The organism is Glutamicibacter soli (assembly GCF_003309065.1).
GTDB lineage: Bacteria > Actinomycetota > Actinomycetes > Actinomycetales > Micrococcaceae > Glutamicibacter > Glutamicibacter soli.
Map to the genome: position 1 here is coordinate 242,372 of NZ_POAF01000003.1, position 23,627 is coordinate 265,998.

Consider the following 23,627-nt stretch of genomic DNA (forward strand, 5'->3'; position numbering starts at 1 on the left):
CGCAGTCTTGCAGCAACTCTGGGCACCGTGTGCCTCCACGCCGAGGGCCGCACCGCCCTGTTGGCCCGGGAGAGTGAAAAATGATCGGGGCGCACATCGAGCTGGGCGGCTGCACGGTCCTGCTGGCGGCGGCTCCGGGAACCTCCGCCCGCGCCGCGCGGTACCTGCAGGCGCAGTTCGTCGACACCCTGCTGCAGGCCAGCACGCCGTTGGGGGCCGCGGCACTGCTGGGACAGGCAGACATCCTGGCCCTGTGTTCCGGGCAGTCCCTGAAATTCGCCGCGCTGCGCCAACAGGCTGTGGCCCAAGGCATTCCGGTGGTCGAGCTGGACCCCGGCGCAATGGGCGGCCGCATCACCCTGGTCGGCGGAGGACCCGGCGCCCTGGACCTGCTGACGCTGCGCGCGGCCGCCGCGCTGGCCAGCGCGGACGTGGTTTTCTGCGACCGGCTGGCGCCCGGTGAATTCCTGGACCGCCTCGCGCCGCAGGCCCGCGTCGTCGACGTGGGCAAGCGGCCCGGGCACCACAAGGTCGCCCAGGAGCGCATTGAGGACCTGATGCTGCAGGAGGCGCTGCGCGGCCGCCACGTGGTGCGGCTCAAGGGCGGGGATCCCTACGTGTTCGGCCGCGGATTCGAGGAACTGCGCACCGCCAGCGCCGCCGGGATCCCGGTCGAGGTGGTTCCCGGGCTGTCCTCCTGCATCACGGTGCCGGCCGCGGCCGGCATCCCGGTCACCGCTCGCGGGGTCACCCGCGCCTTCACCGTGATCTCGGGCCATGATCCCCTGGAGGAGCACCAGCTGCGCCAGCTGGCAGGCCTGGGCGGAACCATCGTGGTGCTGATGGGCATGGGAACCCTGGAGCATACCGCGGCGGGGCTGCGCCGCTGCGGGCTGGCGGCCGACACGCCCTGCGCCGTCATCGAGTCGGGAACCACCGGCACCCAGCGCACCACCCACGCCACCTTGTCCACGCTGGCCGCGGCGTCCCGGGCGGCCGGCTGCGCGAACCCCGCGGTGATCGTCATCGGACAGGTCGCGGCGCTGCCGCTGGCCCTGGACGCGATGCCGCCGCTGAGCCTGGGAGCCACCGCATGAACGGCGCGCAGCAGCTGGCAGGATTCCGCATCGCGGTGACCAGTGACCGGCGCTCCAACGAACTCATCGAGGCCCTGGAACGCCGCGGGGCCGAAACCGCCCACACCCCGCTGCTGCGGCTCGCTCCGCTGGAGGACGAGCAGTTCCTGCTCGGCCAAACACGCAGGGTCATCGCCGAACGCCCCTCAGTGCTGGTGGTGACCACCGCCTACGGGCTGCGCCGCTGGTTCGACACGGCGGAGGCCGCCGGCCTGGGCGACCAGCTGGGACGGGCGCTGGAGACCTGCCGGATCTTCACCCGCGGGGCCAAGGCGCTCGGCGCGGTGCGGGCGCTGGGCCTGCCGGTGGCTGGAAGCGCCGCGGCAGGAACCAGCGAAGCGCTGCTGCAGCTGCTGCACGGCGAGGTGCAGGGGGCCAGCGTGGCGGTGCAGATGCACGCGGACAACGACCGCCCGCTGGCCCGCGACATCAGGGCGCTCGGCGCCGCGCACGTGCTGAAGATCGAACCCTACCGCTGGCTGGAGAGCAGCGGCGCCCCGCACATCCTCACCCTGCTGGACGGCATCTGCGCCGGCCGCTTCGACGCGGTGACCTTCACCAGCGCCCCCAGCGTGCACTCCTTGCTGACCGCCGCGGCCTCCCGCGGCATGCTGCCCACGCTGATCCGCTCATTCAACGAACGCGTGCTGGCCGCGACGGTGGGGCCGGTGACCGCCGAACCCCTGATCCAGGCCGGGGTGCGCAGCCCGCTGGTTCCGCAGCGCCACCGCATGGGCGCCATGGTGCTGCAGCTGGCCACCGCCCTGGCCGACCAGGGCACGCTGAGCGTGGATACCTCCCGCGGCCTGTGCCAGCTGCGCGGGCGTACGCTGTCGCTGAATGACGAGGACTGCACGCTCACCCCGCTGCACGCCGAGATCCTGCGCTGCCTGCTCCAGGCCGGCGGCAATGTGGTCTCCCGCGATGAGCTGGCCACCTCGCTGAGCACCCTGCCTTCACGCCATGCGCTGGACATGACGCTCAGCCGGCTGCGCAAGAACCTGCCCGATCCGCAGCTGATCACCACGGTCATCAAGCGCGGCTACCGCATCGCCTGAGCCTTCACCAGCGCGGGTGGATCTGGGCGCGCAGCTTCCGGTCGTAGAGATCGCGCACGGAAGCGGAGAATTCCCCGGAGATCCGCAACGACCCTGCGGCGGCGTTGGCCAGTGCCTGCGCCGTGGAGCGGGCTCCGGGGATGACGGTGCTGATCCCGTCCTGCGCGGCCAGCCAGGCCAGGGCGACCTGGGCGCTGGAGGCGCCGGGCGCCTCGGCGGCGGCCAGTTCCGCGAATTCCCGTGCGGCCTGCAGCCCGGTGGCGTAGTCGACCCCGGAGAAGGTCTCGCCCACGTCGAAGGCTGACCCGTCGCGGTTGAAGTTCCGGTGGTCGTCGGCCGCGAACCGGGTGTCCTCGGTGTAGCGGTTGGCCAGCAGGCCGCTGGCCAGCGGGACGCGGGCGATGACGCCCACGCCGGCCTCGCGCGCGGCGGGCAGCACCTGCTCGATGGGCTTGTGCCGGAAGGCGTTGACGATGATTTGCACCGTGGCCACGTTCGGCCGCGCGATGGCGGTCAGCGCTTCGTCCACGGTTTCCACCGACACGCCGTAATTGGCGATGCGCCCCTCGGCGACCAGGGTGTCCAGCGCATCGTAGACGGCGTCGTTGGAGTAGACGGCGGTGGGCGGGCAGTGCAGCTGCACCAGGTCTAGGGTGTCCATTCCGAGGTTCTCGCGCGAGCGGTCGTTCCAGGCGCGGAAGGCTTCAAGCGTGTAGGCCTCGGGTACCTGCTCCACACGGCGGCCCATCTTGGTGGCGACGGTGACGCCCGCCTCCGGGTTGGCCTTGAGCCAGCGGCCGATCAGCTGCTCGCTGCGTCCGTCCCCGTAGACGTCGGCGGTGTCGAAGAAGTCCACACCCCCTGCGTGGGCGGCGTCCAGCACGGCCAGCGCGTCGTTCTCGTCCACCGAGCCCCAGTCGGCGCCGAGCTGCCAGGTGCCCAGCCCGATCACGGAGACGCTGCGCTGTGTTCTTCCTAGTTCACGATGTTCCATAATCCGAGTCTAGTCCGCGACCGGGTGCCGGCCGGGGGCACCCGCCGGCGCTCCCACCGTGCAGTGCTACAGCAGCCGGCTGCGGTGCCCGGTCCTGGCTTCGAGGGATTTCAGCACATGCCGGCGGGCGGCCTGCTCGATCTGCGCGCTGGGCGCCGAGCCCCGGATGAGATCCAGCAGTTCCCCGTGCTCTTCAACGGATTCGCGCGCGCGGTCCCGGTCCACGGCGGCGCCGGGCCCGCGGATGCTGGAGAACTTCTTCCATTCGGACCGGGCCAGTTCCAGGATCCTCTCGTTGGGGCAGGCCGAATACAGCACCTCGTGGAATTGCGTGTTGAGCTCCTCGAAGAGTGCGGGATCGAAGTCATCGAGCATTGACAGGATGCTGCCGTTGATATCTTCGGCCCGCTCGATGTCGGCCGCGCCCAGCTGGCCGGCGGCCAGCGACGTGGCAGTGCCGTCGAGGACGGCGAGCGCTTCCATGCCTGCCCGGTAGGCATGGTCGTCGATGACCGCGACGCGGGCCCCGACGTTGTGCACGATCTGCAGCAGCCCCTCGGCGGCCAGGCGCTGGATGGCTTCGCGCACCGGCACCCCGCTCACCCCGAGCTCGGCCGCGATGGGAGCTGCCAGCACCCGCTGGTAGGGCTCGAAAGCTCCCCGCTCGATCTGCTCCTTGATGTGGGCGTATGCGGTGTCCGCCTTACTTTGCGCACCGCGCCGCCGTGGCTCCGAAGTAGGCACCATCCCCCGCTTCCGTCGTCGCGCCGCTGGCCTCGAGTATCGCGGAAGATATTTGCTCCCGCCCCTGAAGACTATCGCACCGGCGGGGATCGGCCCGTTTCCTTGACCCGCAGATTTTATAATATAAAGTAAGTTGCGTAGCTCACTCACTCGCACCAGATCGAAGGACCCCATGCACGCAAGCACCCCGACCGCCCCTGCGACCAATGAACTCCAGGACCTCTTCGGCGACCGGTTCATAGCCGGAGGCTCCGAGCTGGACCGCGTTTCGCGGGACGAGTCGCGCTACGAGCCCCAGGGCCCCGCGCTGGCTGCGGTGTTCCCCGAATCCACGCAGGAGGTCTCCGCCGCGCTGCGCTGGGCCAACCGGTACGGGGTGAAGGTCTCGGTGCGCGGCACCGGAACCGGTCTGAGCGGCGGGGCGCTGGCCTATGCCGGCGGGCTGGTGGTGTCGCTGGAGCGGATGAACAAGATCGTGCGGATCGACCCGGTCAACCGGCTGGCAGAGGTCCAAGCCGGCGTCATCAACGCGGAGCTGAACCGGGCGGCCGCGGAGCTCGGGCTGTTCTTCGCCCCGGATCCGGCCAGCGCCGAGATCTCCAGCATCGGCGGGAACATCGCCACGAACGCCGGCGGGCTGCGCTGCATCAGCCACGGGGTCACCCGCGACTCGGTGGCGGCCCTGGAAGTGGTGCTGGCCGACGGCAGCATCCTGCACACCGGCGCCCGCACCCTGAAGAACGTCGTGGGCCTGGACCTGACCAGCCTGTTCGTCGGATCGGAGGGGACCCTGGGGGTCATCACCGCCGCCACGGTCAGGCTCAAGGCGATCGCCCCGGGCACCCCGCGCACCTTCCGCGCCAGCTTCACCTCCATCGAGGACGCCGGGCGCGCGGTGACGGCGATCGTGAACGGCGCGCAGACCCCCGAGGTGCTGGAGCTGCTCGATGCCCGCAGCGTGCAGATCATCGAGGCCTACAAGCCCTCCGGGCTGCCCTCGGACGGCTGTGCCCTGCTGATCGGCCAGTTCACCGGGCTGCAGGCGGAACAGGCCGCCAACGACACCGCAGAACTGTGCCGCGGCTACGGCGCCGCGCAGGTGGTGATTGCGCAGGGCGACAGCCTGCTGGAAGCCCGCCGCCTGGCCAATCCCGCGTTGAACGCCCAGGGGCTGCGGGTCTCCTGCGACGTCGCGGTGCCCGTCGGGGAACTGGCGGAGGTGTTCCACGGCATCGAGCGGATCGCCGAAGCCCACGGGCGCACCATCTCCGTGGTGGCCCATGCAGGCGACGGCAACCTGCACCCGACGGTCGAGGCCGAGGACACCCCGGAGGGCTACGCCGCCGCGGAGGTCGTCATCGGCGACATCACCAGGCTGGCCCTCAAGCTGGGCGGAACCATCAGCGGCGAGCACGGCATCGGCCTGGTCAAGCAGGCCGAGCTGCCCTGGCAGCTGGACGAGGCCACCTTGCACACCCAGCAGATGATCAAGTACGCGCTAGATCGGAAGAACATCCTGACTCCGGGGCGCGGCATCTAGGGCAAGCCGGGCCAGCAGGTCCGCGGCCACGGACACCGCGATGGCCGCGGGCTGCTTGCCGGGAATGCCCGGCAGCCCGATGGGGCAGGTGATCCGCGCGATATCCTGCCGCTCGTGGCCGGAATCGGCCAGCTTCATGGTGAAGCGCGCATATTTGGCGGCCGAGCCGATCAGCCCCACATAGCCAAGGCCCGGGCGGCGCAGCGCCGCGTCGCACAGGTGGAAGTCCTCCGCGTGGTCGTGGGTCATGATCAGCACCAGCGACCCGTCGGGCAGCTCGGCCATGACCTGTTCGCCGAGCACCGCGTGCTGCCGGCGGATCATCGCCGGCGGGGCAGAGGCCGCCAGCGCATCCAGCTGCGCGAGCTGCTCGGCGCGCGCGTCGCAGAGCACCAGTTCCACGTCGTGGCGGGCCAGGATGTGCGCCAGTTCCAGGCCCACATGGCCGATGCCGAAAACGGCGATGACCGGCCGCGCCGGCACCGGTTCGAGCAGCACCACCGCTTCTCCCCCGCAGCACTGCCTGCCGAAGTCCGCCTCGGCCTTGTCGTTCAGCCGCAGCACCAGCTGTTCCGGCGACCTTGCCGAGGAGGCGAGCATCTGCCTGGCGCGGGCGGCCACCAGCATCTCCATGTTCCCGCCGCCGATGGTGCCCAGCAGCTCGCGGTCGGTGACCACGAATTTGGCCCCGGCTTCCCGCGGGGCGTGGCCGCGCACCGACACCACGGTGGCCAGCACCGCCGCGGTGCGCTGCGCGCGCAGCCGGGCCAGCTCCTCAATCCACATGGCCGGTGCCTTCCCGGGCCTCCCGGGCGTCCTGCACCGCCCAGAACACCGCTTCCGGGGTGGCCGGGGACGCCAGCTTCACGCTGTGCCCGGCCGGGCCGAAGGCGGCAACCGCTTGGCGCAGCGCCTCGCGCACGCTGAAGGCCAGCATCAACGGCGGCTCGCCGACCGCCTTGGAGCCGTAGACCACGCCGTCCTCGTGCGCGTCGTCCAGGAACTCGACGTTGAACACCGGCGGCATCTCGGAGAAGCTGGGCAGCTTGTAGGTGCTGGCGCTGGCGGTGGCCAGCCGGCCGCGATGCGGACCCTTGGTTTCCCAGCGCAGGTCCTCCAAGGTGAGCCAGCCGACGCCCTGGATGAAACCGCCCTCGATCTGACCGCGGTCCACCAGCGGCGAAAGCGAATCACCCACGTCGTGCACGATGTCCACGCGGCGCAGCTGGTAGGACCCGTCGAAACGGCTGACCTGCACCTCCGAGACGGCCGCCCCGTAGGCGAAGTACTTGAACGGCTCCCCGCGCATGGCTGACAGATCCCAGTGCAGTCCCGGCGTGCTGTAGTATCCCGCGGCCGAGAGCTGGATCCTGCTGAAGTAGGCCTTGGACACCAGTGTTTTCCAGTCCACGGACCGCCCGCGGGCATGGGCCGCCCCGTCGGCGAAGACCACCTCCGAAGCTTCGGCCTCCAGTTCCCCGGCGGCCAGCACGGACAGCCTGGCCAGGATCTGCTCGCAGGCGTCCTTCACGGCGGCGCCGTTCAGGTCGCTGCCGGTGCTCGCCGCAGTGGCTGAAGTGTTGGGCACCTTGTCCGTCCGGGTCGGAGCCAGGCGCAGGAAGGACAGCGGCAGGCCCAGAGCCGTGGCGGCCACCTGCAGCACCTTGGTGTGCACCCCTTGGCCCATTTCCGTGCCGCCGTGGGTGACCAGTACCGACCCGTCCTTGTAGACCAGCACCAGGGCGCCGGCCTGATTGAAGGCGGTGAAGTTGAAGGAGATACCGAACTTCACCGGGGTGATGGCCAGGGCGCGTTTTGCGTGCGGGTGCGCGGCATTGAAGGCCTCGATATCCCGCTGCCGAACCTCGAACTGCGCGGAGTCAAGCACCTGGTCCCAGACCCGGTGCAGCCGTTCGGCATGGCGCACCGGCTGGTAGTACGGGGTGTCCTGCCCCTGGACGTAGAGGTTGCGGCGGCGCAGCTCCTGCGCGCTGAGCCCCAGCTTCGGGGCCACCTCACCCAGGATGTTCTCGATCACCAGCATGCCCTGCGGCCCGCCGAAGCCGCGGAAGGCGGTCTGCGAGGTCTTGTGGCATTTGGCCACCCGGCCGCGCACCTGGATGTTGGGGATCCAGTAGGCGTTGTCGATGTGGCACATGGCGCGGGTCAGCACCGGCTCGGAGAGATCCAGGCTCCACCCGCCGTCGCTGGTCAGCTGCGCGGCCAGGGCCACAATCTTCCCATGCTCGTCGAAACCGATCTTCCAGGAGGCGTGGAAGCCGTGGCGCTTGCCCGTCATGGTCAGATCCCGGGCTCGTTCAAGCCGCACCCGCACCGGCCTGCCGGTGAGCACCGCTCCGAGGGCGGCGACCGCTGCATAACCGTGCGGTTGCATTTCCTTGCCGCCGAACGCCCCGCCCATGCGCAGCGCCTGCACGGTCACCCGGTGGGCGTCGACCCCCAGCACGTGGGCTACGATGTCCTGGGTTTCGCTGGGGTGCTGGGTGGATGCATGCACCATGATCTGCCCATCGGATTCGACCTGCGCCAGCGAGCTCTGGGTTTCCAGGTAGAAGTGCTCCTGGCCGGCGAATTCGAATTCCCCGGAGAACACGTGGGGCGCGGCGGCCAGGCCCGCGGCTGCCTCGCCCTTGTCGATCACCGGCTGGATGCCGTGGAAGCTGTTGGCGGCGATGGCCTCGCCCAGGGTCACCAGCGCGTCCAGCGGCTCATAGTCCACCTCCACCGCGGCGGCCCCGGCCTTGGCAGCTTCCAGGTCCTCGCCCAGCACCCAGGCCACCGGCTGGCCGTGGAACATGACCTCGTCCACCGGGAGCATCGGCTCGTCGTGCTTCGCGCCCTGGTCATTGACCCCGGGGATGTCCTGGGCGGTCAGCACCAGCCGCACTCCCGGAACCTGCAGCGCGGCGGAGGTGTCGAGCCTCAGCAGCTTGGCATGGGCGTGCGTCGACTGCACGGGATAGGCGTGCAGCACCCCGGTCAGGGCCCCTGCCAGGTCTTCGGTATAGTGCGCTTGGCCGGTGACATGGGCGTAGGCCGATTCATGCGGGATGGCCCGCCCCACCACTGAACCCTGCGGGCGCTGGTTGTGCTGGATGCTCATGCTCCTGCCCCCGTTCCGCTGTCCTGCTGCGCGAAGAACCGCTCAAGCGCGGAGCCCAGCATCGCCTGCCGGTAGGCGGCGCTGGCGCGGTGGTCGTCCAGGGGCGTCCCCTCGGCGGCCAGGATCCCGCCGGCACCCCTCATGGTTTCCTCGCTCCAGGCCTGTCCGACCAGTGCCTGTTCGGCGGCGGTAGCCCGCAGCGGGATCGCCGCCACCCCGCCCAGCCCGATCCGCGCGCGGGAGATCAGCCCGGCGTCGACCTCGAAGGCCAGCGCGACGGCGGTGCTTGAAATATCGTCGAAGCGGCGCTTGGCGACCTTCTGGAAGGACACCAGCCCAGCCAGCGGCAGCGGGATGCGGACCGCGGTGATCAGTTCCTCGGGCCGGCGCACGGTCTGCCGGTAGCCGGTGAAGTATTCATCCAGCGGCACCACGCGCTCCCCGGCACTGCAGGCCAGCACCAGCTGCGCGTCCAGGGCCAGCAAAACCGGTGGCGAATCCCCGATGGGCGAACCGGTGCCGAGATTCCCTCCGAGCGTCGCCGAGTTGCGGATCAGCCGGGAGGCGAAGTTCGCCCAGAGCAGCGACAACAGCGGAACCCTCCCGGCCAGCACGCGCTCAAGTTCGCTCAGCGTGCAGGCGGCCCCCAGTTCCAGGCAGTCATCGGTCTGCACCACCCGGCGCAGCTCCTGAAGCCGGTCGATGGCCAGCACCGACTGGGCCCGCGCGAACTTCATGTTCACCTCGACGCCCCAGTCGGTCGCCCCGGCCACCACCCGGGTTCCCGGTTCTTCGGCCAGGATCCGCAGCGCTTCGGCCAGCGTGGCGGGCCGGCGGTAGCGTCCGGGATCTCCTGCCGGGGTATCCGCCCTGCCGTAGTCGGTGGCCGCGGGGGCCGTCGCCGGCGCTTGGGCCAGCTGGTCCTCGGGTTCTGGCATCCCGAGCGCGAAGGCGGCATCCCTGATGGGCCGGTAGCCGGTGCAGCGGCACAGGTTTCCCGACAGCGCATGCAGGTCGAAGCCGTTGGGCCCTCCGGCATGGTGGCCCGGGGCCTCGGCGACCTGCTCCTCGGCGCGTTCCGGGCGGTAGTATTCAGCGGCCATGGCGCAGATGAACCCGGGGGTGCAGTAGCCGCATTGGGATCCGCCGCGCTCGGCCATTTCGCGTTGCACCGGGTGCGGCTCTCGAACGGTGCCCAGCCCCTCGGCGGTCAGCACGTGCTGGCCGTCCAAGGCGGCGGCCGGCAGCAGGCACGCATTCACCGCGATCCAGCGCGGGCGCTCTCCGTCGGGACGCGCCACCAGGATGGCGCAGGCGCCGCATTCGCCTTCGGCGCAGCCTTCCTTGCACGAGGTCAGCCCGAGCCCGCGCAAGAAGTCCAAGGCGTTGGTATGCGGCGGCCCGGTGAATTCGCGGGCTTGCTGGTTGACGGTGACGGTGCACCCGGGCGTTCCCGCAGCTTCCGAAGCCACAGCGCCTCACCTCCTGCGCCCTGCGCGGGCGCATAGTGAAAGAAGTTGAACGATTTGTGCATGCTCGGCCGGGAGCTGGCGGACTCAGCCTCGGGGCGGGAGAAATTCCCGCCCGGAGCGGAACTGAGCACCATGCAGCCGCGGCCCGCGGTTAACACCCGTGGGCGATCTGGCCCTTCCCCCAAGCCAAGGACCCGCCCATGACGCGCCTCCCGTGGTTGTTGCATCGAACTTCATTCAATTATTGAAACTACCACACTTAGTGTGCTCCAGCTCACACCCGGGCGCATAGAGTGCTTCGCACTGCGCGGGATTCCGCCGTATAGCCACGGAAAAAAGAACGCGCGAACCGGATGCGGTTCACGCGTTCTGCAGAATTCTCACCGAATCAGAGCGGCATGGGCCTGTCGCCCGCTTCGCCCTGCTCCTCGGAGATCACCTTGATTTCCAGGCCCTTGCTGTCATAGAGCTTGCCGCCGATCAGCCGGTCGCCGTCCTGCAAGCCGGTCAGCTGGTACTTGTAGACGGTGCGGCCCGAATCCTCCTTCTTGCGCCAGGTCAGTTCGTTGAAGATGATGTTCAGCAGCACAGCCATGATGGTGGCCGAGGAAATGCTTGACTGGAAGATGGTGCCGACCCAGGTCGGGAAGTGCTCGTAGAAGTCGGGCTTGACCATCGGGATGCAGCCGAAGGCCAGCGAAGTCGCGATGATCAGCATGTTCATGTTGTCGTCCTTGGCCTTGGCCAGGGTGCGGATGCCGGCTGCCGCCACGGACCCGAACAGCACGATGCCGGCGCCGCCGAGCACCGGGGTCGGGATGGAAGCCACGACGCGCCCGAGCACCGGCAGCAGGCCCAGGATCACCAGGATGCCGCCGCCGGCGGCCACCACGAAGCGGCTCTTGACGCCGGTGATCGCCACCAGGCCCACGTTCTGCGCGAAGGCGGACTGGGTGAAGGTGTTGAACACCGGGGCGACGGTGGAGGAAAGCATGTCGGCGCGCAGGCCGTTGGCGATGCGCTTGGCATCGACCTTGGAGCCGGTGACCTCGGCAACCGCGAGCATGTCGGCGGTGGTTTCGGTGTAGGTCACCAGGATCACGATCATCATGGAGATGATCGCGCCGAGTTCGAAAACCGGCAGGCCGAAGGCGAAAGGCGTCGGGAACGCGAAGATGTCCCCGTCCAGCACGGTGGAGAAATCGGCCAGCCCCATGAAGGCGGCCACGACGGTGCCCAGCACGATGGACAGCAGGATCGACAGGCGCGAGAGCGCCGGGACTCCGGACTTCGACAGGGCCAGCAGGATCACCAGAGTGATGGCGGCCAGCGCGATGTTCTTCAGCGACCCGTAGTCCTCGCCCGCGGTGGCGCCGCCCATGGCCCAGTCGGCGGTGACCGGGAACAGCGACATGCCGATGATGGTGATGACCACGCCGGTGACCACCGGCGGGAAGAACCTGAGCAGCTTGGCGAAGAACGGGGCGATGACGATGCCGATGGCGCCGGCCGCCAGCACCGCACCGAATACCGCAGGCATGCCTCCGCCGCCGTTGAGGATGGCGATCATGGTGGCCACGCCGGAGAAGGAGGTGCCCTGCACCAGCGGCAGCTGGGCGCCGAAGAACGGGATGCCCAGGGTCTGCAGGATCGTTGCCAGGCCTCCGATGAACAGGCAGCTGGCCACGAGCACGCCGATTTGCGCGGTGTCCATGCCAGCGGCTCCGCCCATCACCAGCGGCGGCGCGATAATTCCGCCGTACATGGTCAAGACGTGCTGGAAACCGTAGGCGATGGTGCGCCCCGGGGGCAGGCGTTCGTCTTCGGGTCGGGTGCTGGTGGCTGCGTTGCTGTGGGCCGCGCTCATAGGAAGATCCTCATCGATGGACTGTAGCGGCTCCTCTGACCCGGGAGCCGGACACCTTATATTGTGTCGCAACAATACAGCCTCTTCCGGGGGCAAGCGCTTGACGTGATGCACTTTGCATCATCCAGCCCCTGCCCGCGCGGCCCGTTTTCCGCGGGAACGAGCACAGCCCACGGACGGAATTCAGTTCGAATCCCGTCCGTGGGCCCTTGTTTAGCGCTCAGCTGTCCAGTGTCGGGCCCGGATCCTCGGTGTGCTCCACAAAGCGCACCATCATGGCCTTGAACCCCGGGGTGTTTGACTCGCGGGCCACCAGATCGCGGTGCACCAGCGCGTTGGCCTCCGGGAAGTAGGCGGCGACGCAGCCCTTGGCCGTCGGGTAGGACACCAGCCGGAAGCGGTTCGCCCGGCGTTCGGTCCCGCGGAAGGTGGAAATGACATCCACCAGGTCGCGGTCCTTGAAACCGGCTTCCTGGAGGTCCTCGGGATGGATCAGGATGACGCGGCGCCCGTCCTTGATCCCGCGGTAGCGGTCATCCAGCCCGTAGAACGTGGTGTTGTACTGGTCGTGCGAGCGCATGGTCTGCAGGATCAGGTGGCCTTCCGGGGCTTCGAGCGCCTCGAATTCGGAGACCGTGAAGCGGCCCTTGCCGATGTCGGTGGCGAAGGAGCGCGAATCGCGCGGCGGGTTGGGCAGCACGAACCCGTTTTTCTCGCGCACCCGGCGGTTGAAGTCCTCGAAGCCGGGCAGCACCCGGGAGATGTGGTCGCGGACCACGTCGTAGTCCTCGGCCATCGCACGCCAGTCCACCGCATGGTCGTCGCCCAGGATGGCCTGGGCCATGCGCGCGACGATCACCGGCTCGGAGAGCAGGTGGTCGGACACCGGGTTCAGCCGGCCCTGGGTGGAGTGGATGACCGACATGGAGTCCTCCACCGACAGGAACTGGGCGCCGCCGGGGTGCTTGTCGTCCTTGTCGGTGCGGCCCAGGGTGGGCAGGATCAGCGAGGTCTGCCCGTGCACCACGTGCGAGCGGTTGGGTTTGGTGGAGATGTGCACGGTCAGCTTGGCGCGCTGCATGCCGGCTTCCAGCGCTTCGGTCTCCGAGTTGGCCAGCGCGAAGTTGCCGCCCATGGAGACGAACACATCGATCTCGTCCTTCTCGAAGGCGTGCAGCGCCTCGGTGGAGTCGTAGCCGTGCTCGCGTGGCGCCTCGATGCCGAATTCCTCATCCAGCGAGGCCAGCAGCTTCTCGGTTGGCTTCTCCCAGATGCCCATGGTGCGGTCGCCCTGCACGTTGGAGTGGCCGCGCACCGGGCAGGCGCCGGCGCCGGGTTTGCCGAAGTTGCCCTGGAGCAGCAGCAGGTTGATGATTTCCTTCAGCGTCGGCACCGAGTGCGGCTGCTGGGTCAGGCCCAGCGCCCAGCAGATGATGGTCGCCTTGGACTTGGCCAGCAGCCGGGCGACATCCGTGATTTCGGCGCGGGTCAGCCCGGTGGCCTTTTCGGTGGCGTCCCAGTCGATGGCGGAGCGGGCCTGCTGGTAGGCCTCGAACCCGTCGGTCACCGAGGCGATGAACTCGTGGTCCACCACGGAGCCCGGGTTCTCGCCCTCGAACTGCAGCAGCAGGTGGCCGAAGGCCTGGAACAGGGCCAGGTCGCCGCCGACCTTGATCTGCAGGAAGTCGGTGCAGATCGGCTCCGCCTTGCCCAGCATGCCCTTGACCGTCTGCGGATCCTTGAATCCGAAGAATCCTGCTTCAGGCAGCGGGTTGACCGCCACGATGCGCGCCCCGCGCTTGCGGGCGTCGGCCAGCGCGGAGAGCATGCGCGGGTGGTTGGTGCCGGGGTTCTGGCCGACCACGAAGATCGCCTCGGCATGCTCGAAGTCCTCCAGCGAGACGGTGCCCTTGCCGATGCCGATGGTCGGGTTCAGCGCGGTGCCCGAGGATTCGTGGCACATGTTGGAGCAATCAGGCAGGTTGTTGGTGCCCAGCGAGCGGGCCAGCAGCTGGTACATGAACGCGGTTTCGTTCGCCGTGCGCCCGGAGGTGTAGAACACGCAGCGGTCCGGGGTGGTGGCGTTGACGTGCTCGGCGATCGTGGAGAACGCTTCGGGCCAGCTGATCGGGCGGTAGTGGGTCTCCCCCGCGTGGATGATCATCGGGTTGGTGATGCGGCCCTGGGAGCCGAGCCAGTACTCGGTTTTGTCCTGCAGCACGGAGATCGGGTGCTGGGCGAACCACTCGGGGGTCACCGTGCGGGCGCTGGCCTCCTCGGCGATCGCCTTGGCGCCGTTCTCGCAGAATTCCGCGGGCTTGCGGGCGCCGGTAATCGATTCGGGCCAGGCGCAGCCCGGGCAGTCGAAGCCGCCGCGCTGGTTGATGCGCAGCATGGAACGCAGGGTCCGCGAAGGGCCGGCTTCGGAGAAGCCGCGTTCCATGGACACCATGACGGCCTTGAGTCCCGCGGCCGCGTGTTCGGGCTCGGTGACCTTCAGGTCGTCCTCGTTGATGTCTTCCTTGGGAGCCGGGCGATGCATGTCAATCCTCCGTCTGATGCCTGCCGAAATGCTGTGGCGCCAGCCACACACCTACCACGCTACGCGTTCAGGACGCGATGCGCATGCGTATAAAGATTTACGCTGTGCCCGCGCGAGAAGGCGGCCAGCGTCAGCCCCGCATCCTGGGCCAGGTCCACGGCCAGGGAGGAGGGCGCGCTCACCGCGCTGAGCACGGGGATGCCGGCCATGGCCGCCTTCTGCACCAGCTCGAAGGAGGCGCGGCCGGAGACCTGCAGCACGGTGTCGGACAGCGGCATGCGACCTTCGCGCAGGGCCGCCCCGATTACCTTGTCCACCGCGTTGTGGCGGCCCACATCCTCACGCAGAATCAGCAGATCCCCGCGGGTGGAGAACAGGCCTGCCGCGTGCACGCCGCCGGTGGAGGAGAACAGCTTCTGCGATTCGCGCAGCGTGTCCGGCATGGACAACAACACGTCCAGGTCCACATGGCCGCAGTCCTCGCGCAGCTCGAAGGTGGACTTCTTGCGCACCTCGTCGATCGAGTTGGTGCCGCAGATGCCGCAGGCCGAACTGGTCACCACGTTGCGCGCGGCGCTCAGCTGAGGGGGTACGGCGCCGAAACCCAGCTGCACCTCTATGACGTTATATGTCTGGTTTCCGTCCTCGTCGGTGCCCAGGCAGTAGCGCATCGCCACCAGGTGCTCGGACTTGGTGACGATTCCCTCTGCCAACAGGAACCCTGCCACGAGGTCGAAGTCGTCCCCGGGGGTGCGCATCGAGGTCGTGAAGGAGGTGTGCCCGAAGCGGATTTCCAGCGGCTCTTCGCCGGCCAGCTTCTCCTCGCGCACCCGGGTGGTCCCATCCGACATGGCTCGGATGACGCGGCGCCGGATGATCTTGCGTCCCATGGTGCTCCCTGTTTGTTCTTTGGCTGCCTCGTCCGAGTGTGCCACCGACCCGCGGCTCAGGGCAAAGCGCCGCGCGCCGGGCCGGTTGACCCTAGAATTTTCACATGACCAACCCCGCCGGCAGGCTCTTGGATATCTACGATTCGCAGCTGCGCACCGACGCGGAGATGCAGGGCGCCCTCCGGGTTGGCCGGCTGGGTCCGCTGTATCTGGCGGTCTTCCCCGGCGGCCAGGGCTTCATCACCTCGCCGCGGTTCACCGGCGGCGAACCGGCACCGCTGTCCGCGTTGGTTGGCCCGGCGCTGGAGTATTTCACGGCGCGCTCCGGAATCACCGAGGTGGAGTTCAAGACCCGCGGCCACGACCACGCCCCGGGACTGCACGAGGCCCTGCTGTCCTGCGGATTCAGCGCCGGACAGCCGGAATCAGTGATGCTCGGCCGGCTTGAACACCTGATCAGCGGCCTTCCTGCTCCGCAGGGTGTGCAGGTCCGCCGAATCAGCACCCCCTTGGAGGTTGAGCAGATGTGCGCCATGTCCGCCGAGGCATTCGGCCAGCCGCCTTCCCCGGGCCTGGCCCGGGAGCTGGCCGCGCGCATGGACCTCGCCAACGGCCTCGAGCTGTGGGTGGCCTGGGCCGGGGCCCGCATGGTCGGTGCCGGCAGGCTGGAGCCCGTAGCCGGCACGGAGGTGGTCGGCCTGTGGGGCGGCGGCGTGCTCCCCGCCTACCGAGGCCGCGGAATCTACCGGGCGTTGACCGACGCCCGCGCCCGGTCGGCGAGGGCCGCCGGGCACATTTTTGCGCACAGCGATTCCACCGAGTACTCCCGCCCGATCCTGGAGCGCCAGGGCATGGTCAAGGTGACGACCACAACCCCGTACACCTGGAAGCGTTCCGGATAACTCAGGCCGGTACGGTTTGGATGATGGAGAACTCCGCCCCGGTGGGATCGGCGAGCACCGCCATCCTCCCGAAGGGCGAATCCTGCGCCTGCTTGAGGACTTTCGCCCCCAGATTCTTCGCTAGCGCGAGCGCCTTGTCCGTATCCGTCACCGCGAAGTAGGTCCGCCACCCGGGCTTCGGATCCGGTTGGCCGGAAATGTCGAAGATGCCCGCTTTGGCGTTCGGCCCCTGCCCGTAGCTCTGGTACCGGAACTCGTCGGTGTCAGACAAGCTGAGCAGATCCCATTCCAGCGCATCGCGGTAGAAGTGGGTGACCTTCTCGAATTTGGTGGTGTGCAATTCATTCCAGATCCGGGTCCCGTGTCGCCCGGAGGCCTTGGTCAGCCCCCTGACAGTGGAGGACTGCCAGAGCCCCACACCGATACCGGTGGGGTCGCCAATCATGGCCAAGGTGCCCTGCCCCTGGATTTCCAGCGGCTGCAGGAAAACGCAGCCGCCGTACATCCCGGCCGAGTAGCTGGCCGCGTGGGCGTCTGCCACATTCAGGTAGGTGACCCATGCATCGCTGCATTCGGAGCCTGAATCGTTGTTCAGGAATCCGGCTACGAGTTCGTCCCCCAAGTACATGTCGATCGAGTCTTCCGTGCCGGAATTCCCGCCGCTCGTTTTCCATCCGAAAAGCCGCCCATAGAAGTCGACGCTTCGTTTCATATCACCGGTCAGTAAATCTACCCGGCACGGTTCCGCGCCGGGCTGCCCAAGTTCCTGCATCATTTCCCCATTTCAAACATGATCCAGTTGCTAGGGCGAGTCTAGGCTTCGGGCCGCCTCGCGGCAACGATATGACTTTCAGGCTCCAGAAGCTTGGCACCGGGTACCTGCTCCCGGTTTCCAGTTCCATTATGTTAGGTTGTGACACAGCACACACTCGCATTTCGCGCTGATCTCCGGGAGCCTTTCCATGCTTTCTTCCTCGCCAAACGCCACCATGTCCGTTGCAGCAATCCCCGCCGAGGGCGCCGCCCGCCATGGCGAGTTGAACGCGATCACCGTCAACGGGCAGAGCACCAGCTACCGGCAGCTCTGGGACGAAACCCGCGCCTACGCAGGGGCTTTGCGGGAGCGCGGCATCGGCGAAGGCGACCGGGTCGCGGTGCTGATTCCGAACGTCACGGACTTCGCCCGCGTCTACTACGCGGTGCTGGCACTCGGCGCGGTTGTCGTGCCGATCCACGCGCTGCTTAAACGCCACGAGATCGCCTATGTGCTGGAGGATTCCGGAGCACGCCTGCTGGTGTGCGCGGCTCCGCTGCTGGGCGAGGGCGCCGCTGGCGCAGAGCTCAGCGGCGTCGAGACGATCAGCGTGCTGGCTCCTGAAGAGCTGGGAAGCATCCGTCTGGAGGACCTCGCCGCGGCGGCCACCCCCATCGACACCTACTTGCCGCGCCGTCCCGAGGACATCGCCACGATCCTCTACACCTCCGGCACCACCGGCAAGCCCAAGGGCGCGCTGGGCACCCACGTTGCGCTACTGGAGCAGGCGAACACCCTGCTGCTGGACACCATCGACATGCGCCGCGGCGACAAGGTCTTCGGCGGCTTGCCGCTGTTCCACACCTTCGGGCAGACCACGGTGCTGAACACCGGGCTGCGCATCGGCGCGGAAATCATGCTGCTGCCCAAGTTCACCGCCGTCGGCGCGCTGGACCTGGTGCTGGATGAAGACATCGACCTGTTCTTCGGAGTACCCACGATGTACGTCGCCATGCTGGAGGCGGGCAAGCAGCGCGAGGGCAAGCCATCCCGCCTGCGCTTCGGCGTCTCGGGCGGAGCCTCGCTGCCGGTGTCGGTGCTCACCGCCTTCGAAGAGCGTTTCAGCGCGCCCATCTACGAGGGCTACGGCCTGACCGAGACCTCGCCGGTGGCCTGCTTCAACCATGTGGGACGCAAACCGCGGCCGGGAACCATCGGCACCCCGGTGTGGGGCGTCGAGGTGGAGATTGCCGACCCGGCGCATCTGGACGAAATCAGGCTGCTGCCGCGCGGGGAGATCGGCGAGCTGGTGGTCCGCGGGCACAACCTGTTCGCCGGCTACCTGAACCGTCCCGAGGCCACGGCCGAGGCGATGGTCGACGGCTGGTTCCGCACCGGGGATTTGGGCACCAAGGACGAGGACGACTACCTGCGCATCCTGGACCGGACCAAGGACATGATCCTGCGCAACGGCTACAACGTCTACCCGCGCGAGGTCGAGGAGGTGCTCATCAGCCATCCGGAGATCTCCAACGCCGCGGTGTACGGCGTGCCGCACGAAACCCACGGCCAGGAGATCGCCGCGGCCATCACACTGGAAGCAGGCTCCACCTTGGACGCCGAGTCCATCGGAGCCTGGGCCAGCGAGCAGATGGCGGCCTACAAGTTCCCGCGCCACATCGAGATCGTGCAGGAATTCCCGCTGGGCCCCAGCGGGAAGATCCTCAAGCGCGAGCTGGTGGCGCAGTACGCCGAACAGTCAGGGCAGCCCTCCTAGGCATCGCCGTAGCGCGGCGCGCGGCGCTCGAGGAACGCCCGCCGCCCCTCGGCGAGCTCGGGATTCTCCCCGTTCTCTTCCCAGAGCCGCGCCCACCAGGATTCGTAGTCAGCTGCCGCCGGCTCCTGCCCATGGGCGGCGATGGCCTCGCGGGTCCGCGCGATGGAGTACGGGGAGTTGCCCTGCAGCGCCTGCAGCAGCGATTCGACTTCCCCGTCCAGCTGCGCGGCCGGGTGCATCCGGGTGAACATGCCCCAGTCCAGCGCTTCGGCCGCCGGGATGCGGGCTCCGGAATACAGCAGGTACTTGGCCCGGCTTTCGCCCACCGTGCGCACCAGCCGCTCGATGCCCGGACGCGGGAACACCAGCCCGATCTTCGCCGGGGTGATCGCCAGCTTCACGTCATCGGCCGCCAGCTGGATCTCGCAGGCCGAAGCCAATTGCCAGGCCCCGCCGAAGCAGTTGCCCTCCACCACCGCGATCGTGGTCTTGGGGCAGCCGGTGATCGCCCGGTCCACCAGATCGAAGTGGTTCAGCAGCTGCCCGTCGGCGTCCTTGTCGAAGAGCACCTGGTCCATCTGGTCGATGGCGATCCCGGCGCAGAAGTTCCCGCCGGCGCCGCGGATCACGATCGCGGACACCGCCGGATCCGCGGACAGCACGGCGAAGGCGCCCAGCAGCTGCAGGCACATGTCCTTGGTCAGGGCGTTGAACTGGCGCTCGTTTTCCAGCAGCACCACGGCGGTGGAACCCTGGATCTGCACGCCGACCCGTGCCTTGTTTTCCCCGGACATGAGGACCTCCTGTTTTCCGGTCTGCGCTGCCGTCTTGCTCACCGTGCCACACTAGGCATGTGGATCTACAAATTCTTTACACGATTCTTGCCGGCCTGCTGCTGGTGGTTTCAGCGCTGGGAACCATCTTCCCGATTCTTCCGGGATCACTGCTGGCCATCGGAACGCTGCTGGCCTGGGGCTGGCTGCTGGGCAGCGGCGCTTCCTGGTGGGCCGCGGGGTTGGGCATCGCCATCGCGTTCCTCGGCTGGTCCGCATCAGCGGTGCTCACCGGCCGCAAGCTCAAGCAACACGCAATCCCGAAGGGGTCCATCCTCACGGCCCTGATCGGCGCGATCGCAGGGGCCTTCCTGATCCCGGTGGTCGGCTTGTTCGTGGGCTTCGCGGTGGGCTTGTTCATCGGCGAGGCGCTCCGCCGCGGCGAAACCTCCGGTGCCCTAACCTCATCCTGGGCGGCGCTGAAGGCCATGGGGCTGGGCATCGTGATCGAGCTGGGCTGCGTGCTGCTGGCGTCCTCGGTGTGGATGATCGGGGTCATCACCCACTTCGCCACCCGCTAGATCCAGCCCATTTCCCGCGCGGTGCGGGCCGCCTCGATCCGGTTCGAGGTATTGGTTTTGCCGATGGCGTTGGACAGGTGGTTGCGCACCGTTCCGGCCGACAGGTGCAGGGAGGCGGCGATCTGCGACACAGGTCCCCCGCCGGCGGCCAGCGCGAGGATTTCCCGTTCCCTCTCGGTCAGCGGGTTGGAGCGGGTTTCCACGCTGAGCATGGCGCGCTGCGGGTCGACGACCTTCCCGCCCGAATGCACCCGGCGGATGGCGGCGACCAGTTCCGCCGGCGGGGAATCCTTGACCAGGAATCCGCTGGCCCCGGCTTCGAAGGCCTGGCGGAAGTATCCGGGGCGGTCGAAGGTGGTCACGATCAGGATCTTGACCTCGGGATGGCTGTCGCGCAACAGCTGCGCGGTGCGCAGCCCGTCCAACCGGGGCATCTGCACGTCCAGCAGCACGACCTGCGCCCCGCTGTCATCCAGCGCCTGCGCGACTTCGTCGCCGTCGGCGCATTCGGCGACCACCTGGATGTCGTCCTCAAGATTGAGCAGGGCGGCCAGTGCGCCGCGCACCAGGTGCTGGTCGTCCGCGATCAGCACCTTGATCATGTGTCCCCGTTTCCCGCGCCGAATGCCACCTGCAGGCTGGTTCCTCCCAGCCTGGATGCTCCCACTGTACAACTGGCGCCGAACAGCCGGGCGCGTTCCTGCATGCCGCGGATGCCGTGGCCGCTCTCACCGCCCTGGATGCCGTCGCCGTCGTCGTCCACGCTGACCCCTGCGGCGCCCAGCCGCACCGCGACGGATCCGGCGTGGGCGTGGCGCAGCACGTTGGTGACCGCCTCGCGCAGGATCCACGCAATGTGCGACCGCCAGGCCACGGGGACGTCCTCCACCGTGCCCAGCACCGTGAATTCCAGGCCGTTATCCGTGCAGGCCTGGTGCAGTTCCTGCAATTCGGCCTCAAGGTTCTGCCGGTTGAGCCCGTGCACCGTGGTGCGGACCGAATCCAGCGCGGTGACTGCCAGGTCGCTGAGCTGCTCAAGCTCCCGGCGGGCTTCCTTGTAGCTGCCGGCGTCCATGAGCCGCAACGCCAGCTGGGCCTTGAGGTTCAGCGCGGTCAGCGAATGGCCGATGCCGTCGTGCACGTCGCGGGCCATGCGTTCCTGTTCCGCCACCACCAGGTAGTCGGCGCGGATCTGTTCCGAGACCACCGAGCGGGTGATCGCGGCGACCGTGATGGCGTACACGACCATCAGCACCAGGTTCAGGCCGATCAGGAACAGCAGGTCGATGAATTCCCCGTAGATGATCGGCAGGACGAAACACAGCACGGCGACGGCGACATAGGTGGCGATCGTGTAGCGCTTGGTGAGCAGGAAGGCGGAGTAGGAGGTCAGGAACGGGAAGATTCCCATGACTGTCAGCCCGATGACCGGCAGCCCCGCCAGCACGATGACCCACAGGATGGCGAAGTAGGCATAGGCCCGCGGGTGCCTGGTTCCGCCCTCGCCGACCACCCTGCTGAATTCCGCGTAGGCCCTGAGGTAGACCACCGCGAAGACGACCACCAGGATCAGTCCGATGATCCTGGTGGGCAGCGAATAGTCTTCCAACAGCAGGTCCAGGATCGGGAAGATCAGGAAGATGATCCAGACCCCGGCAACCAGCCAGCCCCACTTGTCCCAGAAGGCAGTGCCTTCGTCGACTTCGCAGCCGGCCTGGCTCATTGCCGTGGGATTGCTCCCTGAATTATTCACTGGCGCGCCTTGGCCTTCCGGGTTGCGAAGACCGCGAAGAGCGCGAAGATGATTGCCCATGCAACCACACTAGTCACTGGAATCCACAATGGATCCGGCGCCATGTCGCCTCCTGCGGGAATTGAGTGCAGCATCGGGTAGCGGGCTAAGGCCACATAGCCGAACATCGGGGTGAAACGGGCTGCGTCGAGCATGCCGCCTTCCAGAGGCATGAACACGTTGCCGAAGAAGGCGAAGAACACCATCAGGCCCGAGGCCAGCCCCAGCGCGGATTCCGACTTGAACAGCATGCCCACGCCGATGCCGTAGCAGGCGAAGATCATCGCTCCGGCCAGGATGATCAAGTAGCTGACCACCCACATCCAGCCGTCGGTGACCCGCGCTCCGGTACCTGCGCCCAGGGCGAAGACCAGCGCCGCCGAGGCTGCCGCCACCGTGGCCGCGACAATCATCTTGCTGGTGACGAAGGAAGCCGGTGTCATCCGGGTCAAGGCGATCTGCCGGCCCCAGCCCTGCATGGTTTCGGTGGCCACCGTGCCGGCAATGGCCACGGTGCTGACGGCCGCGCCGTAGGCTGCCATGGAAACCATCAGGTAGAACTTGACGTTGCCGCTGCCGACCTCGGCATCCGTGTAGCTGGGGATGTTGCCGAACAGGAAGTACATGGCTGCCGGCAGCAGCAGCGCGAAGACCAGGTTGTAGCCGTCGCGGAAGTGCCGGGCGAATTCAACGCGGATATAGGTGGCAATCATTGGGCGTCCTCGGTCAGTTGGATGAATGCGTCTTCCAGGCTTGGCGCAGAGATTTCAAGGTCCCAGGCGCCCAGATCGGTCAACAGGGTTTGGGCGAAGCGGTCGGAATCGGCGCATTTGAAGGAGATGCGCTGTCCATTGCGTTCGGCAATGCTCACCGAGGCGTCGAAGGCTTCCGCCTGGGAGATCGCCTGCTCGGTGGGCAGCGTGGCGCTGACGGTGCGTCCGGAAATCAGCTTGCGCAGTTCCTCGGTCGCCCCGTCCGCCACGATGCGCCCGTGGCTCATCAGCACGGTGCGCTCAGCGAAGTTCTGCGCTTCTTCCAGATAGTGGGTGGCAAAAATGATGGTGCGTCCGCTGGATGCCTCCGAGCGCATGTTTTCCCAGAAGTCGCGGCGGGCCATCACATCCATGCCGGCGGTGGGCTCGTCGAGGATCAGCACGTCGGGGTCCGGGAGCAGGGCCAACGCGAATTTGATGCGCTGCTGCTCGCCGCCGGAGCACTTTCCGACCCTCCGCTTGGCGATGGCGGTCAGCCCGGTACGGTCCATGACTTGCGTAACACGGCCGGCCTGCCCGTGCATGGTGGCAATCACCGTGATGGTTTCGCGAACGGTCATGTCGCGCAACAGCCCTCCGGTCTGGAGCACCGCCGAAACCCTGCCGGAGGTCACTGCCCGGTGCGGGCTTAGGCCCAGGACCTCGACCGAGCCGGAACTCGGCTGGGTCAGACCCAGGATCATGTCCACGGTGGTGGTCTTGCCTGCGCCGTTAGGGCCGAGCAGGGCAACGATTTGGCCGGCTTGGATGCTCAGGTCGACTCCGCGCACGGCTTCGACCTTGGTGCGTGGTGTCGTGAATGTCTTGCGCAGACCCGTCAGCGATACTGCTTCGGTTCGGTTCAGCGTTTCCATAGTTCAATTTTTCGCGGAAAAGGCCCGCCGGCGAAGAGCAGAATGTCATGACTT

The 23,627-nt window shown here is 67.8% G+C and carries 20 protein-coding genes; 6 read left to right on the top strand and 14 right to left on the bottom strand.

The window, feature by feature from the left end; genetic code table 11:
* The first annotated feature begins 80 nt into the window (after positions 1 to 80).
* Positions 81 to 1,097 (top strand): uroporphyrinogen-III C-methyltransferase, encoded by a 1,017-nt coding sequence (gene cobA / locus C1H84_RS07725; protein WP_113607036.1) that lies wholly within the window; start codon positions 81 to 83, stop codon positions 1,095 to 1,097.
* The gene (locus C1H84_RS07730) at positions 1,094 to 2,194 is read left to right on the top strand and encodes a uroporphyrinogen-III synthase (RefSeq protein WP_047120167.1); all 1,101 of its coding nucleotides are present in this window, start codon (positions 1,094 to 1,096) and stop codon (positions 2,192 to 2,194) included. Before cobA ends, C1H84_RS07730 begins: the two co-directional genes overlap by 4 nt.
* Before the next feature lie 4 nt (positions 2,195 to 2,198).
* Here the strand turns inward: C1H84_RS07730 and C1H84_RS07735 are convergent, their stop codons facing one another.
* A complete protein-coding gene (locus C1H84_RS07735) occupies positions 2,199 to 3,188 on the bottom strand; it encodes an aldo/keto reductase (protein WP_113607037.1) in 990 nt (329 codons plus the stop codon).
* A gap of 66 nt (positions 3,189 to 3,254) precedes the next feature.
* Positions 3,255 to 3,935, bottom strand: coding sequence for a GntR family transcriptional regulator (locus tag C1H84_RS07740; RefSeq protein WP_181728072.1), 681 nt, complete (start codon positions 3,933 to 3,935; stop codon positions 3,255 to 3,257).
* A 169-nt stretch (positions 3,936 to 4,104) separates the two neighbouring features.
* Between C1H84_RS07740 and C1H84_RS07745 the strand changes: the two genes are divergently transcribed.
* Entirely contained in the window at positions 4,105 to 5,472 is a 1,368-nt protein-coding gene (locus C1H84_RS07745) for an FAD-binding oxidoreductase (protein WP_052772496.1), read from the top strand.
* Here C1H84_RS07745 and xdhC read toward each other — a convergent pair.
* The 6 genes from xdhC to fdhD all read right to left on the bottom strand — a co-directional run bounded on the left by xdhC (position 5,431) and on the right by fdhD (position 15,367).
* A complete protein-coding gene (xdhC, locus tag C1H84_RS07750) occupies positions 5,431 to 6,258 on the bottom strand; it encodes a xanthine dehydrogenase accessory protein XdhC (protein ID WP_047120170.1) in 828 nt (275 codons plus the stop codon). The genes C1H84_RS07745 and xdhC overlap by 42 nt on opposite strands.
* Positions 6,248 to 8,596 (bottom strand): xanthine dehydrogenase molybdopterin binding subunit, encoded by a 2,349-nt coding sequence (gene xdhB / locus C1H84_RS07755; protein ID WP_047120171.1) that lies wholly within the window; start codon positions 8,594 to 8,596, stop codon positions 6,248 to 6,250. Before xdhB ends, xdhC begins: the two co-directional genes overlap by 11 nt.
* Positions 8,593 to 10,068 carry a xanthine dehydrogenase small subunit gene (locus C1H84_RS07760; RefSeq protein ID WP_113607039.1) on the bottom strand — a complete coding sequence of 492 codons (1,476 nt, stop codon included), beginning with the start codon at positions 10,066 to 10,068 and terminating at the stop codon, positions 8,593 to 8,595. Before C1H84_RS07760 ends, xdhB begins: the two co-directional genes overlap by 4 nt.
* Positions 10,069 to 10,456: 388 nt before the next feature.
* Positions 10,457 to 11,935 (bottom strand): nucleobase:cation symporter-2 family protein, encoded by a 1,479-nt coding sequence (locus C1H84_RS07765; protein ID WP_113607040.1) that lies wholly within the window; start codon positions 11,933 to 11,935, stop codon positions 10,457 to 10,459.
* Between the two features lie 220 nt (positions 11,936 to 12,155).
* Positions 12,156 to 14,477 (bottom strand): FdhF/YdeP family oxidoreductase, encoded by a 2,322-nt coding sequence (locus C1H84_RS07770; RefSeq protein WP_113607041.1) that lies wholly within the window; start codon positions 14,475 to 14,477, stop codon positions 12,156 to 12,158.
* Positions 14,478 to 14,536: 59 nt separating this feature from the next.
* Positions 14,537 to 15,367: a formate dehydrogenase accessory sulfurtransferase FdhD gene (gene fdhD / locus C1H84_RS07775; RefSeq protein ID WP_113607042.1), complete on the bottom strand. Its 831-nt coding sequence runs from the start codon at positions 15,365 to 15,367 to the stop codon at positions 14,537 to 14,539.
* A gap of 104 nt (positions 15,368 to 15,471) precedes the next feature.
* Between fdhD and C1H84_RS07780 the strand changes: the two genes are divergently transcribed.
* Positions 15,472 to 16,269 carry a GNAT family N-acetyltransferase gene (locus C1H84_RS07780; protein WP_113607043.1) on the top strand — a complete coding sequence of 266 codons (798 nt, stop codon included), beginning with the start codon at positions 15,472 to 15,474 and terminating at the stop codon, positions 16,267 to 16,269.
* A 1-nt stretch (position 16,270) separates the two neighbouring features.
* On the opposite strand, the gene C1H84_RS07785 is transcribed toward C1H84_RS07780, so the two are convergent.
* Entirely contained in the window at positions 16,271 to 17,044 is a 774-nt protein-coding gene (locus tag C1H84_RS07785) for a VOC family protein (RefSeq protein ID WP_047120177.1), read from the bottom strand.
* A 214-nt stretch (positions 17,045 to 17,258) separates the two neighbouring features.
* Here C1H84_RS07785 and C1H84_RS07790 point away from each other — a divergent pair, with 214 nt between their 5' ends.
* Positions 17,259 to 18,800, top strand: coding sequence for a long-chain-fatty-acid--CoA ligase (locus C1H84_RS07790; protein WP_244910844.1), 1,542 nt, complete (start codon positions 17,259 to 17,261; stop codon positions 18,798 to 18,800).
* Here the strand turns inward: C1H84_RS07790 and C1H84_RS07795 are convergent.
* The gene (locus C1H84_RS07795) at positions 18,797 to 19,636 is read right to left on the bottom strand and encodes an enoyl-CoA hydratase/isomerase family protein (protein ID WP_146955958.1); all 840 of its coding nucleotides are present in this window, start codon (positions 19,634 to 19,636) and stop codon (positions 18,797 to 18,799) included. The two genes, C1H84_RS07790 and C1H84_RS07795, sit on opposite strands and share 4 nt — an antisense overlap.
* A gap of 17 nt (positions 19,637 to 19,653) precedes the next feature.
* On the opposite strand from C1H84_RS07795, the gene C1H84_RS07800 reads away from it, so the two are divergent.
* Positions 19,654 to 20,154, top strand: coding sequence for a DUF456 domain-containing protein (locus tag C1H84_RS07800; RefSeq protein ID WP_113607046.1), 501 nt, complete (start codon positions 19,654 to 19,656; stop codon positions 20,152 to 20,154).
* Here C1H84_RS07800 and C1H84_RS07805 read toward each other — a convergent pair.
* The 4 genes from C1H84_RS07805 to C1H84_RS07820 are packed head-to-tail and all read right to left on the bottom strand — an operon-like array spanning position 20,151 to position 23,573.
* Complete coding sequence (locus tag C1H84_RS07805; RefSeq protein WP_113607047.1) at positions 20,151 to 20,756, bottom strand: response regulator transcription factor; 606 nt, start codon at positions 20,754 to 20,756, stop codon at positions 20,151 to 20,153. The genes C1H84_RS07800 and C1H84_RS07805 overlap by 4 nt on opposite strands.
* The gene (locus C1H84_RS07810) at positions 20,753 to 21,907 is read right to left on the bottom strand and encodes a sensor histidine kinase (RefSeq protein ID WP_181728073.1); all 1,155 of its coding nucleotides are present in this window, start codon (positions 21,905 to 21,907) and stop codon (positions 20,753 to 20,755) included. The genes C1H84_RS07805 and C1H84_RS07810 overlap by 4 nt, the downstream gene beginning before the upstream one ends.
* Positions 21,904 to 22,659, bottom strand: a complete 756-nt coding sequence (locus C1H84_RS07815; protein ID WP_113607049.1) for an ABC transporter permease — start codon at positions 22,657 to 22,659, stop codon at positions 21,904 to 21,906. Before C1H84_RS07815 ends, C1H84_RS07810 begins: the two co-directional genes overlap by 4 nt.
* The gene (locus C1H84_RS07820; protein WP_113607050.1) at positions 22,656 to 23,573 is read right to left on the bottom strand and encodes an ABC transporter ATP-binding protein; all 918 of its coding nucleotides are present in this window, start codon (positions 23,571 to 23,573) and stop codon (positions 22,656 to 22,658) included. Before C1H84_RS07820 ends, C1H84_RS07815 begins: the two co-directional genes overlap by 4 nt.
* Between the last annotated feature and the right edge of the window lie 54 nt (positions 23,574 to 23,627).

Bases quoted from the DNA above. Each gene is read 5' to 3' on its own strand.
- cobA (WP_113607036.1), top strand. From the start codon at position 81: ATGATCGGGGCGCACATCGAGCTGGGCGGCTGCACGGTCCTGCTGGCG.
- C1H84_RS07730 (WP_047120167.1), top strand. From the start codon at position 1,094: ATGAACGGCGCGCAGCAGCTGGCAGGATTCCGCATCGCGGTGACCAGT.
- C1H84_RS07735 (WP_113607037.1), bottom strand. From the start codon at position 3,188: ATGGAACATCGTGAACTAGGAAGAACACAGCGCAGCGTCTCCGTGATC.
- C1H84_RS07740 (WP_181728072.1), bottom strand. From the start codon at position 3,935: ATGGTGCCTACTTCGGAGCCACGGCGGCGCGGTGCGCAAAGTAAGGCG.
- C1H84_RS07745 (WP_052772496.1), top strand. From the start codon at position 4,105: ATGCACGCAAGCACCCCGACCGCCCCTGCGACCAATGAACTCCAGGAC.
- xdhC (WP_047120170.1), bottom strand. From the start codon at position 6,258: ATGTGGATTGAGGAGCTGGCCCGGCTGCGCGCGCAGCGCACCGCGGCG.
- xdhB (WP_047120171.1), bottom strand. From the start codon at position 8,596: ATGAGCATCCAGCACAACCAGCGCCCGCAGGGTTCAGTGGTGGGGCGG.
- C1H84_RS07765 (WP_113607040.1), bottom strand. From the start codon at position 11,935: ATGAGCGCGGCCCACAGCAACGCAGCCACCAGCACCCGACCCGAAGAC.
- C1H84_RS07770 (WP_113607041.1), bottom strand. From the start codon at position 14,477: ATGCATCGCCCGGCTCCCAAGGAAGACATCAACGAGGACGACCTGAAG.
- fdhD (WP_113607042.1), bottom strand. From the start codon at position 15,367: ATGGGACGCAAGATCATCCGGCGCCGCGTCATCCGAGCCATGTCGGAT.
- C1H84_RS07780 (WP_113607043.1), top strand. From the start codon at position 15,472: ATGACCAACCCCGCCGGCAGGCTCTTGGATATCTACGATTCGCAGCTG.
- C1H84_RS07785 (WP_047120177.1), bottom strand. From the start codon at position 17,044: ATGATGCAGGAACTTGGGCAGCCCGGCGCGGAACCGTGCCGGGTAGAT.
- C1H84_RS07790 (WP_244910844.1), top strand. From the start codon at position 17,259: ATGTCCGTTGCAGCAATCCCCGCCGAGGGCGCCGCCCGCCATGGCGAG.
- C1H84_RS07805 (WP_113607047.1), bottom strand. From the start codon at position 20,756: ATGATCAAGGTGCTGATCGCGGACGACCAGCACCTGGTGCGCGGCGCA.
- C1H84_RS07815 (WP_113607049.1), bottom strand. From the start codon at position 22,659: ATGATTGCCACCTATATCCGCGTTGAATTCGCCCGGCACTTCCGCGAC.
- C1H84_RS07820 (WP_113607050.1), bottom strand. From the start codon at position 23,573: ATGGAAACGCTGAACCGAACCGAAGCAGTATCGCTGACGGGTCTGCGC.